The sequence below is a fragment of the Vannielia sp. ABF1_015 genome (assembly GCF_056160745.1).
This window is the reverse complement of record NZ_JBSWXT010000001.1, coordinates 1171507-1185034: the sequence shown is the minus strand read 5'-3', so window position 1 is coordinate 1185034 and position 13528 is coordinate 1171507. Positions and strand designations below refer to the sequence as shown.

At 64.1% G+C, this 13528-nt stretch carries 12 protein-coding genes; 4 read left to right on the top strand and 8 right to left on the bottom strand.

Going from position 1 to position 13528, the window contains the following annotated elements:
* Positions 1-142: 142 nt before the first annotated feature.
* The 4 genes from ACXAG6_RS06105 (at position 143) to ACXAG6_RS06090 (ending at position 5878) form a co-directional block, all read left to right on the top strand.
* Positions 143-1330 (top strand): pyridoxal-phosphate-dependent aminotransferase family protein, encoded by a 1188-nt coding sequence (locus ACXAG6_RS06105; RefSeq protein WP_475336051.1) that lies wholly within the window; start codon positions 143-145, stop codon positions 1328-1330.
* Positions 1327-2736: an FAD-dependent oxidoreductase gene (locus ACXAG6_RS06100; protein ID WP_475336049.1), complete on the top strand. Its 1410-nt coding sequence runs from the start codon at positions 1327-1329 to the stop codon at positions 2734-2736. The genes ACXAG6_RS06105 and ACXAG6_RS06100 overlap by 4 nt, the downstream gene beginning before the upstream one ends.
* A gap of 52 nt (positions 2737-2788) precedes the next feature.
* Complete coding sequence (locus ACXAG6_RS06095) at positions 2789-3850, top strand: hypothetical protein (protein WP_475336046.1); 1062 nt, start codon at positions 2789-2791, stop codon at positions 3848-3850.
* A 66-nt stretch (positions 3851-3916) separates the two neighbouring features.
* Positions 3917-5878, top strand: a complete 1962-nt coding sequence (locus tag ACXAG6_RS06090) for a tripartite tricarboxylate transporter permease (RefSeq protein ID WP_475336044.1) — start codon at positions 3917-3919, stop codon at positions 5876-5878.
* A gap of 115 nt (positions 5879-5993) precedes the next feature.
* Here the strand turns inward: ACXAG6_RS06090 and ACXAG6_RS06085 are convergent, their stop codons facing one another.
* From ACXAG6_RS06085 to ACXAG6_RS06050, 8 genes are read right to left on the bottom strand one after another with little or no spacing between them, the layout of a single operon-like run.
* On the bottom strand, positions 5994-6314 hold the full coding sequence (locus ACXAG6_RS06085) for a YciI family protein (protein WP_475336041.1): 321 nt from the start codon (positions 6312-6314) through the stop codon (positions 5994-5996).
* A 25-nt stretch (positions 6315-6339) separates the two neighbouring features.
* Positions 6340-7503, bottom strand: a complete 1164-nt coding sequence (locus ACXAG6_RS06080; protein WP_475336038.1) for an FAD-dependent monooxygenase — start codon at positions 7501-7503, stop codon at positions 6340-6342.
* 38 nt (positions 7504-7541) lie between these two features.
* Positions 7542-8528, bottom strand: a complete 987-nt coding sequence (locus tag ACXAG6_RS06075) for a substrate-binding domain-containing protein (RefSeq protein WP_475336036.1) — start codon at positions 8526-8528, stop codon at positions 7542-7544.
* A gap of 35 nt (positions 8529-8563) precedes the next feature.
* Entirely contained in the window at positions 8564-9502 is a 939-nt protein-coding gene (locus ACXAG6_RS06070; protein ID WP_475336034.1) for a fumarylacetoacetate hydrolase family protein, read from the bottom strand.
* A complete protein-coding gene (locus ACXAG6_RS06065) occupies positions 9499-10470 on the bottom strand; it encodes a VOC family protein (protein WP_475336032.1) in 972 nt (323 codons plus the stop codon). The genes ACXAG6_RS06070 and ACXAG6_RS06065 overlap by 4 nt, the downstream gene beginning before the upstream one ends.
* Before the next feature lie 60 nt (positions 10471-10530).
* Positions 10531-11550 (bottom strand): quinone oxidoreductase family protein, encoded by a 1020-nt coding sequence (locus ACXAG6_RS06060; protein ID WP_475337930.1) that lies wholly within the window; start codon positions 11548-11550, stop codon positions 10531-10533.
* A 5-nt stretch (positions 11551-11555) separates the two neighbouring features.
* Positions 11556-12005 carry a tripartite tricarboxylate transporter TctB family protein gene (locus tag ACXAG6_RS06055; protein WP_475336029.1) on the bottom strand — a complete coding sequence of 150 codons (450 nt, stop codon included), beginning with the start codon at positions 12003-12005 and terminating at the stop codon, positions 11556-11558.
* Complete coding sequence (locus ACXAG6_RS06050; RefSeq protein WP_475336027.1) at positions 12002-13510, bottom strand: tripartite tricarboxylate transporter permease; 1509 nt, start codon at positions 13508-13510, stop codon at positions 12002-12004. Before ACXAG6_RS06050 ends, ACXAG6_RS06055 begins: the two co-directional genes overlap by 4 nt.
* Positions 13511-13528 lie beyond the last annotated feature (18 nt).

Sequence of the window (13528 nt, the reverse complement as noted above, 5' to 3'; positions counted from 1 at the left end):
TAACTCACGGCTGGCATCATAGCGGCGCGATGCCTTTCATAACAGATGTTGATTTTGAATTCAAAATTCATTATTCCGATTCTTGAGGAGAAATGCACGGCTGCCAGCACCATGTGTTGCGGTCGATACGGGAGGAGCAGCCATGTCAGGGCGCCATCATCTATTCATTCCGGGTCCGTCGAACCTGCCCGACCGGGTGCTGCGCGCCATGGATCGCCCCACGATCGACCATCGCGGCCCAACGTTCAGGGATTTGACGTTCGAGATGCAGCGCCGTCTGCGCTGGGTCTTCGGCTGCGCCGGGCCGGTCATCACCTACCCCGCCTCTGGCAGCGGCGCTTGGGAGGCCGCGATGGTCAACACGCTCTCGCCCGGTGACAAGGTGCTGATGTGCGAGACCGGCCAGTTTGCAACGCTCTGGCACGATATCGCCGGGCGCCTCGGGCTGGAGGCAGAGCTGATTGCAGGCGATTGGCGCCATGGCGCAAACGTTGAGGCGATCGGCGCGCAGCTACAGGCTGACACGGGCCACAAGATCAAAGCCGTCTGCGTCGTTCACAATGAAACCTCCACCGGCTGCGCCAGCGATATTTCCGCCGTTCGCCGCGCGATGGATGCGGCGGGCCACCCGGCGCTGCTGATGGTAGATACGATCTCTTCACTCGGCTCCCTGCCCTACCGTGCGGATGATTGGGGCGTAGACGTCACCATCGCAGGCTCCCAGAAGGGCCTGATGCTTCCGCCCGGCCTTTCGTTCAACGCCGTCAGCCCGAAGGCTCTTGCGGCCAGCGAAACGGCAAAGCTGCCCAAGTCCTACTGGGCCTGGCAGCCAATGATCGCGCTCAACGAAAAGGGTTTCTTTCCCTATACGCCCGCAACAAACACCCTCTACGGCGTGATCGAAGCGCTGAAGATGATGGAAGAAGAAGGGCTCGACGCAATCTTTGCCCGCCATGCCCACCACGCCGCCGCCACCCGCGCCGCCGCCGCCGCATGGGGGCTGGAGTTGCAATGCGCAGACCCGGCTCAGGCCTCTGATGTGCTCACGACCCTGCGCGTGCCCGAGGGCCACTCTGCCGATGCCCTGCGCGCCACCGCGTTGGAGCGCTTTGACCTGTCGCTCGGCAACGGCCTTGGCCGGTTGGCTGACAAGGTCTTCCGCATCGGCCATCTGGGCGATCTCAACGACTTGTCGCTCATGTCCGCCATCTCCGGGGTGGAAATGAGCCTAGGCCTCGTGGGTATACCGCACCGCAAGGGCGGCGTTCTGGCGGCAATGGACGTGCTCGCCGGAGCGCCCGAAGCCATGGCCGAAAGAGGTGCAGCATGAGCGCAGAAACCTATCGCCTCGTCCGCGATATCCGCGTCGATGACAGCTACGATGTTTTCGTAGCCGGTGGCGGACCCGCCGGGGCATCAGCCGCCATCACCGCCGCGCGGCTCGGCCTCAAGGTGCTGCTTGCCGAGGCCAATGGCTGCATGGGCGGCATGGGCACCTCGGCCTATGTCACCACCTTCGGCCCGATGGGCGACGGCGAGCGCCCGCTTGTCGGCGGCTTCTGCCGCGAGATGGTGGAAAACATGCACCAGCGCGGCTTTCTCGGCCCCGGCGTCACCCCTGACTTCTGGGCCAAGCACTACAACCGCTGGATTCCCTTCCATCCCGAGGGCCTCAAGCAACTGCTCGACGAAAAGGCCGCCGAGGCCGGGGTGGACGTGCGCTATTTCACCAAGGTGATCGACGCCGAAACCGACGGCGGCCGCATCACCGGCGCGGTCATCAGCAACGTCGAGGGCTATACCTTCATCAAGGCCAAAACCTTCATCGACTGCACCGGCGACGCCACGCTTTCGGCCCTTGCGGGTGCCGAATGCAAGGTGGCGGGCGTCGACTGGACAGACCTTGCCCCCGGCACCATTTGCTCCCTCGTCGGCAACATGAACTGGGACGATCCGGCGTATGGCGGCACCTACGAGGGGATCGACGAGGTCAAGATGCGCACCCGCAAGGAGCTGCTGCCGCAGGCGGTGGAAGAGGGGCACTTTTCCGAGCCCTTCCGCTTCATCCCCGGCATGAACAAGCTCGGCAACCGGATCGCCAACATCAACGCAGGCCATGTCTATGGCATGGACGGGCTGGACGCCGAGAGCCTGTCCAAGGGTATGGTGCGCGGGCGCGAGGTGGCGCGGGAGTTCGTGGAATTCTACCGCAAATACGTGCCCGGCTGCGAAGACATCGAGCTCGTGGCCACCTCCCCCAATATGGGCGTGCGCGACACTCGCCGGATCGTGGGCGAATTCACCCTCACCATCGAAGATTACCAGGCAAGGCGTCAGTTTCCCGATCAGGTCTGCGTCTACAACCGCCCGCCCGACAACCACCCGACCAACAGCTCGCCGGAGGAGTTCGAGCGGTTCAAGCGCGACTTCGAGGGCGTGGGCAAGCTCGACCGGGGCGCCTCGGTAGGCATCCCCTATTCGATCCTCGTGCCCAAGGGCTGGGAAAACCTCTGGGTCGCGGGCCGCTGCCACTCCAGCGGCAACGCGGTGCATGGCTCGATCCGGGCGCAATCGGCGGCCTACATGATGGGTCAGGCGGCGGCGACGGCGGCAAAACAGTCGATCGACACCGGCCAGCCCGCCTGCGACCTGAACACCGAGACACTGGTGCAAAGCCTACGCGGCGCGGGCTGCTACTTGCCGCAGGAGAGCTTGAGCCGCCAGATGACACGCTAAGACCCCGTTGCCGGAGGATGCGACGGGTTTCACACCAAGGGAGGAGATAGAAATGTTCATGAAGGCACTGGCCGCAGCAGGCGGCCTTGCAGCGGGGCTGGCGCTGACCACACCCGCAGCAGCAGAAGCGAGCTACGAGGGCGAGACCGTCACGGTCATCATCAACCTCGGCGCAGGCGGATCGACGGGCGTGATGGCCCAGCTTTTCGCCAACCACTGGAAAGAGAAACTTACCGGCAACCCCGATTTCGTCGTAACGCCCGTCACGGGCGGCGCGCAGATGAAAGGGATCATCGAGGCGCAGAACGCCCGGCCCGACGGCACCACGGCGGCCTGGGTCGCATGGTCGGGGCCGACACGCGCCATCGGCCCGGCAGCGCAGCGGGTGGATTGGAGCAAGTTCGACGTGATCGCAGGCATGGGCGTGCCTTCAATGGCCTACATGCGCAACGATGTGGGCGGCGGCGTCTCCTCGGTGGAAGACCTGAAGGGGCTCGAAGGCATCCGCATCGGCGGCTACCGCCCCGGCTCCTACCTCGACCTGACGGCACGGATCTCGCTCGATATCCTCGGCATCCCGCATGATTACACCACCGGCTTCGGCGGTGGCTCCAAGATCGTGGCCGCGCTTCAACGCGATGAGGTGAACTTTCACGTCACACCGGCTGGCAACTACTTCGGCGGGATTGAAGACAACGTCGTGGGTGAAGGCATCGGCCTGCCGCTTTGGTACTACGAGCTTGAAGGCGCGGAGACGGGCGATGCCTTTGGCGATATGCCCAGCTTCGCCTCGGTGGCGCAGGACATGACCGGCCAAGCCCCCTCCGGCCCGCTCTGGGACACGCTGCAATGGCTCAATGAGGGCATGGCAGGCGTGACATGGTTCATCGGCGTGCCCGCGGGCGTGGATGAGGACCAACTGGCCCTGCTGCGCAGCTCCTTCGCTGAAACCATGCAGGATCCCGCCTTCCTCGAAGAGGTTGCGGCCACTACCGGCATCGTGCCCACCTACACCTCGCACGAGGCGATGGAAGAGCTGATCGAAGGGCTCAACAACGTGGACCCGGCGATTTCCGAAACGGTCAAGGGTTACATCGCCTCCGGCTCCGAATAAGCTCGGACCTTCGGCCAACAGGCGCGGCGGCAGGATCGCTGCCGCGCCAGACCAGACGGGGCACTCATGTTCGACGCATTCCTGGCCGGCCTCCAGCTGGTTTTCACCTGGCCTTCGCCGCTCTACCTGATGATCGGTGTGGCCGCTGGCATCTGGCTTGGCGCAGTGCCCGGCCTTGGCGGCATCACCGGTGTCGTCATCATCCTGCCCTTCACCTTCGGCATGGATACGGTGCCTGCGCTGGCGCTGATCCTCGGCGTGTTTGCCGTCACCGCCACCTCCGATACCATCGCCTCGGTCATGCTGGGCATCCCCGGCACCGCCGCCTCGCAGGCCACGGTGATGGATGGCTACCCAATGGCCCAGCGTGGCGAGGCGGCGCGCGCCTTTGGCGCGGCCTTTACCGCCTCGGCCATCGGCGGCGTGATGGGCGGCTTGGCAATGGCCGCCTCCCTGCCAGTGATCCGCCCGCTTATCCTCTCCTTCGGCACGCCGGAGTTTTTCATGCTCGGCGCGCTCGGGCTGACGATGGTGGCCACCATCTCGGGTGCCTCCATCGGCAAGGGTCTCGCCGCCGCAGCCGCAGGGCTGATGCTGAGCCAAATCGGCTTTCCAGTGGCCAGCGAGGAGCCGCGCTACTGGTTCGAGATCATGTATCTCATCGACGGGCTGCCGCTGATCCCGCTGGTGCTGGGCCTCTTCGCCCTGCCCGAGATGCTCGATCTCGCGGTGCGCAACACTTCGATCTCGCGGGTGGAGCGCGATGATACCGTCACCCTCTCGACCGGCATCCGCGATGCGCTGCAAAACTGGTGGCTGGTGATCCGCTGCTCATGGATCGGCATCTACATCGGCATGCTTCCCGGCCTCGGCGGTATGATCGCCGATTGGGTCGCCTACGGCCACGCTGTGCAAAGCAGCCGGGGCAAGGACGGCGGCGAGGTTGACCCGCCTTTCGGGCGTGGGCAGGTGCGCGGCGTGATCGCGCCGGAGTCGGCCAACAATGCCGTGCTCGGCGGCGCGCTCATCCCCACCGTGGGCCTCGGCATCCCCGGCAGCGCCTCGATGGCGATCCTGTTGGGCGCCTTCACCATTCTCGGCCTCGCCCCGGGCCGCGCCATGCTGGGCGACCAGCTCGATGTGACCTTCTCGCTCGTCTGGATGCTGATCTTCGCCAATATCGTCGGCGCCGGGCTGCTGATGCTGCTCAGCCGACAGGTGGCGCGGCTGGCCTTTGTCGACGGGCACCTGATCGTGCCGCTGGTGCTGATGTTCGTCTTCATGAGCGCATGGCTCGACACGCCCGACATCGCCAGCTGGGTCACCGTTCTGGCGCTCGGCACCATCGGCTACATGATGAAGCGCGGCGGCTGGCCCCGCCCGGCGCTCGTGCTCGGGTTCGTGCTTGGCCCGGTGATGGAAAACGCCTTCGTGCTCTCTTCGCAAACCTTCAGCCTTGCAGATCTCGCCACCCGCCCGCTGACGATGATCCTGTTGGCGCTGCTCGTGCTGGCCGTTTTGCTCTCAGTGCGCACCATGGTGAAAGCGCGGCGCACCTCTGCCGCCCGCGCAGATGACCTGCCCGACAGCCAGACAGGCCACACACTCTCGATCGCACTCGGGCTCATCTGCCTCTGCGCCTTTGCCGCAGCAATCGTGCCAGCTTTCGACTGGCCCCGCTCGGCGCGGCTGTTTCCGCTGGCCATCGCGCCCCTTGGGGTCGTCTTTGCGGTGCTGGCCTTGATGACAGATGGCCGTGCGCTGACGCGGCCCGGGCGCGGCCCGCTGCACTGGCCCGACCGCCGCTCGCTGCTGTTTCTCGCCCTGCTCGCGTGCATGATCGCCACGGCAGTTCTGCTCGGGCAACCTGCCGCCCTGCTCGGCTTCACCGCGCTCTATCTGCTAACATGGGCGCGCTATCGGCTCGTTGTCGCCCTTGGCTACGCCGGTATCTCGGGGTTGCTGCTCTACATCATCTATGACCAAGTCCTGCACATCAGATGGCTTTCGGCTTGGGCATTTGAATGATGCAGTGAGCGCCCCGGTACGGGCAGGCTCACACCACAGGACGACACCTGCGGGCTTAGTCAATGAGGCCAGTCAGGCCCATCATCCATCCGAACTGTCAGATGCCTGCCCGAGCCTATTGGCCGCGGGGTTCGCAGCCGAATGCGTCGAGCAGCGTGCCCTCCTTGAGGGTCCACTCCGATAGCTCGAAGCTGCGGAAACCGTCCTTGTGAAGCGGATCCTCCGCAGCAATGTCATGTGCGGCCTCAGCAGTTTCGGCACGCAGCAGCATCAGCCCTGCGCCTGTCTTGTTGCCCTCTGCATCCAACAGCGGGCCAGCCGCGAGCAGCACGCCCTTAGCCTCCAGTTCAGCCTGGCGTGCGAGGTGCTCGGGCAGCCGATGCAGGTAGGCTTCGCGCTCTATCAGCGGCTTGGAGATGAGCGCCCAAATCTTCATTGGTCTTGCTCTTTGCGTGCAATGGTCATGCCAGCACCTTCTCGGCCTCTCGCGCCACGTCAAAATCATAGAGCTCTCTGCGGAACGCGGCGGAGGCTGCGATTTCCTTGTCGCGCTGCGCTTGGTCGGGATAGGCACCGTCATAGCGCTTGCCATTCTTGCGCGCGCCCGCCTGCACCGTGCTGGTCCGCTCGCGCCGCAAGGCCTCGTAGGCGGCCAGCCCTTCGGGGCCCGGCTTGCGGGCCAGCATCGCCGCAAGGGCAACACCATCCTCAACGGCCTGATTGGCCCCCTGCCCAAGGTGCGGCAGCATCGGGTGGGCCGCGTCGCCCAAAAGCGTCACGCGCCCGTCGGTCCAACTGCTCAGGGGCTCGCGGTCGTAAAGCCCCCACCAATAGCAGCGGTCGATCCGATCAAGCAGGCCGGTGACGCGCTTGTCCCACCCCGCGAAGGCAGCGCGCAGCACCTCAACGTCTCCCTCGCTCGACCAAGATTCCAAGGTCTCCTCGGAGGATGGGATGAAGGCCACATAGTTCATCATCCGATTTGCGCGCACCGGATAGGTCATAAAATGCTTGCCGCCGTCGCCCATCCATATCTGAAAGGCGCGCATGGGCCAGCCGGGCAGCGCCTCGGCGTCGATCAACCCGCGAAAGGCGAGCGAGCCTGAATGGATCGGGTGAGAGGCACCGGCAATCTGCTCGCGGAGGCGCGACTGAATGCCATCGGCGCCAACCGCAAGATCGGCGCGGGCTATCTCGCCACCGGCGAAATGCAGCTCCACCCCGGCCTCGTCCTGCGTCACGCCGGTGCACTCCCGGCCAGTAACAACAGCACCCTCTGGCAGGGCATCAGCAAGGGTGCCCAGCAGGTCGGCACGATGCATGCCGAGAGATTCCAGCCCATCAGAGGCCGTGGTCTGCATGGGGGCCACAAAACTGCCGTCCATCCGGTAATATTCGGAATCTTCGTCAACTGCGGCACCGACCGCGCGCAATGCGTCTTCCAGCCCGATCCGGTAGAGATGCCGCAGGCTGTTGGGGGTGATGTAAACCCCCGCTCCGACCTCGCCCAGTTCAGGCGCGCGCTCGTAGACTGTTACGTCAATGCCCTGATGGATCAGCGCGTTTGCCGCCGCGAGGCCGCCGATGCCACCACCGATGATTGCCACGTTCAGCTTCTTGCTCATATCTCTCGCTTCCTTGAGTCAGTCCCGTTCATGCGCACTCATTCGAGGCCGTAGGTCGGCACGAAAAGCTCTTCGAGGGAGGGTTGCCAGTCGGTGAGATGCTGCTCTTGCATGTAGCGCACCATCGCCTCCAGTGTCGGGCGGTTGGGCTCAATTCCGTAGGGCCAAGGGTCGCCGTCGAAGTATTCGAACACCTCGTCAACGTCCCGCGTCATCCACGGGAGCATGTAGCGAAGCGCCCGCAGGTTGAACATGCGCTCAAGCGCGATCTCCTTCGAACGCTGGAACGCCTTGAAGAGGCTGCTCGCAACGAACGGATACTTCTCGTGAACGCTCTTCTTGATCGCGACGAGGTGCATGATCGGGTAGATGTTCGTGCGCGCATACCAATCCCGCTCCTGCTCCACGAAGTCGGGAAACAGGCGGGCGATGTTCGGGTTGCTGCGGTAAGAGGCGGGCACCGAGGTGCCCATCGTCGCATCGACCGCGCCGGATTGGATGAGGTCGTCGAGCGACTTGTCGGCAGGCCCTTGCTCAAGGTTCACGGGCTTGAGCAACGGCAAAACCGTCGGTGCCCCATGCGCGCCCGAGGTATTGATCGCGCCTTGAACCCAAGTGCAGCCGCTGAGATCGACGCCGTAATCGTCTTGCAGCATCCCCCGAATGTAGACCGCAGCCGTCATCGTGTAGAGCGCAACGCCGATCCGGCGGTTCTCGAGATCCTTGGGCGAGGTAATGCCGGAGGCCTTGTTGATCGCGATGAAGCTGTGACGGAAGCAGCGCGAAGGAAAGACCGGAATGGCCACGAAGTTGCACTGCCCGGCGGCATAGCGCTGCACGAACTCCGATGTGGAGTATTCGGCGATGTCGAATTCCTCGCCGCCCGACATGCGATCGAAGATCGGCCGGGGCTGCTCGATACGGATGAAATCGAGGTCGATCCCCTCGGGTTGCACCTCGCCTGTGTATAGCGGGAGCACCCGGTCATAGAGCGAGCCTGCGTAGGTTAGCCTGATGTTGCCCATTGGGCCTCCTCCTTGCCGCGCGATGGCGCAGGCCTTCAAATGATATGCGTTTTCAGTTGCCCCAGCCCGTCGATCTCGACGGTGACGGTGTCGCCGCGCTCAAGGTATCGGCCATGGCTGGAGCCGGTTCCGGCCGGACAGCCCGTCAGGATGACGTCGCCGGGGTAGAGGGTGGTGGTTTCCGATATGCGCGCGATCTGCGCTGCGATGCCGAAGATCATCTGGTTGGTGTTCGAATCCTGCATCAGGGCATCGCCTACCCAAAGGCGGATACCCAATTGATGCGGGTCGGCCACCTGTGCGGCGGGCGTGATCGCCGGGCCGAGCGGGCACGCACCATCAAATGACTTGTGGCGCATCCAGTCGATCCGGAAGGTGCTGGATGGGCGAACATCCTTGCGTCGCGAGAGAGCGCGGGCCGACAGGTCGTTGGCGATGGTATAACCGGCCACATGTGCCATGGCCGTGGCCTCGGTGACCTTGCTGGCCCCCTTGCCGATGATCACCGCCAGCTCTGCTTCCCAATCGAGGTTCACGTTCTCGCCGGGCATGGCAACCTGCGCGCCCGTGCCCACGATGCAAGGACGCGAGGCCACGACCGTGTGCCAAGGCGCCTCGATCTCGTCGACCTCGCCACTTTCGCCAAGCGCCTTGCGGCGTTCAGCCATCTCCTGTCGGTGATCGTGGTAGTTGATCCCGGCGAGGAAGATGGTGCCGGGGTAGAGCACCGGCGCCAGAAGCTCGACAGCGGCCAAGGGTGTTCCGGCATCTGGCGTCACACTCTGCAACGCTTCACCGATCCGATGCTGCGAGGCCTCCCAATCATTGAGCAGGTCAAGCACCGTGGCCGGAAGACCCAAAGCGGACGCCTCATAAACAACATCCTCAACCAGCACGCCGGCCTTTGGGCCGGCTTTCGCCCGATAGGTGACGAGCTTCCAGCCTGCCTGCCCGCTCTCGCTCCCGCCTATCATTTGATCACCGGATCCACGTGGGTGGTGCCGAACCACGGTGGCTTGGTGCCTTCCCACTCATCGGAGCCGCGCCGGTCCTCTGCCGACCAGACGCGGGGCACATAGGCTTCGTCATTCAGCACGATCTCTTCTTCGACCGAATATTCGATCAGGTGACGGTCCTTGTCGTGGAAGTAAAAGGCCATGTTGTGCCCTGCGCCGTGCCGCAGCGGCCCCCAGAGCAGCTCAACCTCGCCCTTCTCCTTCATCGCCTCATAGGCGGCATAGAGCGCGAGCGGGTTCTTCAGCGTGAACTGAATGTGGTGGATGCCCTGATAGCTTGAACGGGCAAAGCCGAAGCAGTGAAACAGCGTGTGGCTGCGGAAGAAGCCAAGGATCGGCGCACCCGCGTCATTGGTAATCCGGGCGGATTCCCGCAGACCCATGGCGCGGGAAACAAACTCGTAGTTTGGCTCCAGGTCGGTCACCCGCAAGATCGCGTGGTCAGCACAAATCGGCGCGGGCGCATCGGCAGGCGGGGCCACGATAGAGGCCATGGGCGCAGGCGTATTGACCCCCAGCGTCAGCTCCATCCTCTGCCCTGACGGAAGCTCAAAATGAACCGCAGGGCCGCGCTTCCACCAATCGCTGTTTTCTATCCGCGTCACCGCCACGCTCTGCCGCTCGAGCAGCGTCGCTGCGCGTTCGAGATCGGAGGAAGAAAACAAAACGAAGGAAAGGTGCTCCAGCCCCGCTTCATCACCCGGCACATAGACCAGCGAATAATTGTCGTGCCCGTGCCCACTGAGGTAATGTCGGCCGGCCTCGTCCACATGGACCAGAAAAAAGCCCATGTTCTCCGCCGCAAATTCGGCCGCCGCCTTCGGGTCGGGGCTCTTCAGCGCGATATAATGCATGCGGTCGATACCCAAATCGTGCTCGGGCACAAACGGTCCAAAGTACTGCTTGGGAGGGATCGGCTTGTTCATCAAAATCTCCAGGTTCGTCGTTCTATTGTCGGTCCGGGCCGGTGTCGGGGCGCCGGGGTGTCACGCGGGCGGAAGGCCCGGATCCAAGATCACCTTGCCGCGCCCCCTCATTTCACCGCGCTCGTAAGTTCGGTGGATCTCCGGTGCGTCTTCCAAAGGCGCGATATGGTCGATGCGGGGCGCAATCCGGTTTGCGGCGGCAAAGGCGAGGGCCTCGGTCACGTCATCGGAGGTGACAGCTGTGTGCCCTTTGATTGTGAGCTGGTTTAGATAGAGGCGCTTGATATCGATCGGCGCAGCCCCGGCAGCAGGCCCCCCAGCCGTAACCAGCCGCCCATGCCGCCCGAGGGATGCAAAAACGCCCTCGAAAAGCGCAGCATCGCCAGTGGTCTCCAAAGCAACGTCAGCCCCCCGCCCCTCGGTGCGCCGAAGCACGCTCTGTGCGAGGTCACCGGGGTTTTCGCCCAGCACGATGGGGTCAAACCCCTGCGCCGTAAGCCAGTCAGATTGCCGTCCGCCCCGCATCACCGGAATTACAGAGGCCCCGAGGTTGCGTCCGATCTGGATGGCAACGTGGCCTAGCCCGCCAAGTGGCCCGGTCACAAGCAGGTGCTCGCCCGGCTTCAACGCCGCAGCGGTGCGCAACATGGCAATCCCCAAAGGTGCGTGGCGCAGGATCACACTCGCCTCCGCAAAGCCGACATTCTCAGGCAGGTGATGAGCCTGCTCTGCGCGAATGCGGACAACCTCGGCGCATCCTCCCCAAGCCTGCACACCCAGCATTTTGGAGGCTGTCGCCTTGCTCCCCTTCCGCACCCAAGGTGTTGTGGCGACCCGGTCGCCCGGTGCGAAGCCCTCAACGCCCTCGCCTACCGCCTCAATGGTGCCCGAAGGATCGACGCCGAGAATATGGGGCAGGTCCACCGGTTTGGCATAACTGCCTGCGCGCACGGCAAAATCCAGCGTCGGGTTGACAGAAACCGCCCGCACACGAAGGGTCACTTCGCCCGGCCCGGGCACGGGGGTTGGCAGCTCTTGCAGCTCCAGCACCTCGGGCCCGCCAAAGCGGCTTTGAACCATCGCCCTCACAGCAAACCCTCCAGCAAACCCCGATAGAGCTCGGTGCCCAGAAACAGCTCGAACGTGCCCCAGATCGCCACGGTGGTGATCACCGCCATGAGGGCTGCGGTCACGGGGCGGGCCCTGCTCTGCAACAGCGTGGCCACGCCAACGTAAATCGGGATGGCCGCCAGAAACCCCAGAACGATGACGAGCACCGTCAGCCCTGCCAGCCCCGCAATCGGCGAAGCGGCTGCGCGCCAGCGCTCTCCTTCGCTGGGTGCCTCGACGGGGGCCGCCTGTTTGCGCATCACGGGCAGCAGCAGGTCGAGGGCACAAAGCGCAAGCGCGAAGATCGCAACCAGCCGGGGCAAATGCCCGACCTTTGCCGCGTAACCGAATGTTGCGGCGAGGAACGCGGCGGCGATTGCACCGACCACGAGCGGCGGAACGGCCTGTTTGAGCCCGGGCGTCATCGCGTGCCTCCCGCGCGCTCACGCCGCCGCTTAAGGTAGAGGCGCACCAACGGCCAACCGAGAAGCAGAACTGTCAGCACGATAAGCGCCAGCGACACCGGGCGATCCACGAAGATCGACCAGCTTTGCCGACCGATCAGCATGGACTGCTGAAAGCTCCGTTCGGTGATGTCGCTCAGGAACATCCCGATCACGAAGGCGAGGCGCGAAAAGTCGTAGCGCACCATCATCCACCCGATGACGCCAAAGATTGCGGTCACAGCCACATCCTCGATGTGACGGTGGATGGAGTAGGAGCCGACAAGAGCCAGCACCGTGATCACCGGCACCAAAAGGCCAACCGGAACGGTGGTGATCTTCACGAGGCCGCGCACGAAGACGATGCCGAGCAGCGATGCAAGGATGCAGGCGAAGGCGAGAGCCACGATGAGCGACACAATCACGTCGACGTTCTCGATCAGCATCATCGGGCCGGGCGCGATGCCGTGCAGTGTCAGCAGTCCGAGCAAAATGCCCATCTCAACGCTGCCCGGGATGCCGAAGGCAAGGGTGGGGATCAGAGCGCCACCGTCCTTGGCGTTGTTGGCGGCCTCCGGCGCAATCACGCCCCGGATGTTGCCTTTGCCAAAGCTCTCGGGCTCCTTGTCGATCTGCTTTGTCGTCAGGTAGGACAAAAAGGATGCAACGGTGCCGCCGAGCCCGGGCACAATGCCCACGAAGCTGCCAATCACCGACCCCCGCAAGACCGTCTTCCAGTTCTTCAGGGTTTCCACGATGCCCCGCCCGGCCCCGCCAACCCTTGCCGTGGCCATATCCCCATGGGCGATGGTGCCACCGCGCAACGAGAGGCGGATCATCTCGCAGACGCCGAAGATACCGATCAAGGCCGGCACAATCGGCAGGCCATCGTAGAGATAGAACAGGCCGCTGGTGAAGCGTGGCACGCCCAGCATCGGGTCTTGCCCGATAGAGCCCACCAAAAGCCCCAGCGCGCCTGCAACGAGGCCCCGCAACAGCTTGCCATCGGCCGAGGCGGCGATTGCACACAGGCCCAGCACCGCGAGAACGAAAATCTCCGGCGGCCCGAAGGCCAGCACGATCTGTTGGGCGAAGGGCAGAACGCACACCAGCAGCAGCACCCCCAGAAGCCCGCCGATAGAAGAGGCCGCCGCAGCAGCGCCAATCGCTTCGCCGCCCCTGCCCTGCTTGGCCATCGGGTATCCGTCAAAGGTGGTCGCGGCGTTCACGGCCATGCCCGGCGTGTTCAGCAGGATCGCCGAGATAGATCCGCCAAACGCAGCCGATCCCATGATCCCGCCGATCATCATCATGGCGAGCGTCGGCGGCAGGCCAAAGGTGAACGGAAACAGGATGACCAGCGCTGTATTGGCACCGAGTCCGGGCAGCAGACCAAAAACCAGCCCGGTGACGACACCGGCGGTCAGGTAGAGCAAGCCCTGCAAGGTCGCCAAGGCGAGTATGGCGTCCAAGGCAATTGAAAACATGGGAGATTTCCTCAGGGC

Coding starts and splice junctions, on each gene's coding strand:
- ACXAG6_RS06105 (WP_475336051.1), top strand. CDS start 143: ATGTCAGGGCGCCATCATCTATTCATTCCGGGTCCGTCGAACCTGCCC.
- ACXAG6_RS06100 (WP_475336049.1), top strand. CDS start 1,327: ATGAGCGCAGAAACCTATCGCCTCGTCCGCGATATCCGCGTCGATGAC.
- ACXAG6_RS06095 (WP_475336046.1), top strand. CDS start 2,789: ATGTTCATGAAGGCACTGGCCGCAGCAGGCGGCCTTGCAGCGGGGCTG.
- ACXAG6_RS06090 (WP_475336044.1), top strand. CDS start 3,917: ATGTTCGACGCATTCCTGGCCGGCCTCCAGCTGGTTTTCACCTGGCCT.
- ACXAG6_RS06085 (WP_475336041.1), bottom strand. CDS start 6,314: ATGAAGATTTGGGCGCTCATCTCCAAGCCGCTGATAGAGCGCGAAGCC.
- ACXAG6_RS06080 (WP_475336038.1), bottom strand. CDS start 7,503: ATGAGCAAGAAGCTGAACGTGGCAATCATCGGTGGTGGCATCGGCGGC.
- ACXAG6_RS06075 (WP_475336036.1), bottom strand. CDS start 8,528: ATGGGCAACATCAGGCTAACCTACGCAGGCTCGCTCTATGACCGGGTG.
- ACXAG6_RS06070 (WP_475336034.1), bottom strand. CDS start 9,502: ATGATAGGCGGGAGCGAGAGCGGGCAGGCAGGCTGGAAGCTCGTCACC.
- ACXAG6_RS06065 (WP_475336032.1), bottom strand. CDS start 10,470: ATGAACAAGCCGATCCCTCCCAAGCAGTACTTTGGACCGTTTGTGCCC.
- ACXAG6_RS06060 (WP_475337930.1), bottom strand. CDS start 11,550: ATGGTTCAAAGCCGCTTTGGCGGGCCCGAGGTGCTGGAGCTGCAAGAG.
- ACXAG6_RS06055 (WP_475336029.1), bottom strand. CDS start 12,005: ATGACGCCCGGGCTCAAACAGGCCGTTCCGCCGCTCGTGGTCGGTGCA.
- ACXAG6_RS06050 (WP_475336027.1), bottom strand. CDS start 13,510: ATGTTTTCAATTGCCTTGGACGCCATACTCGCCTTGGCGACCTTGCAG.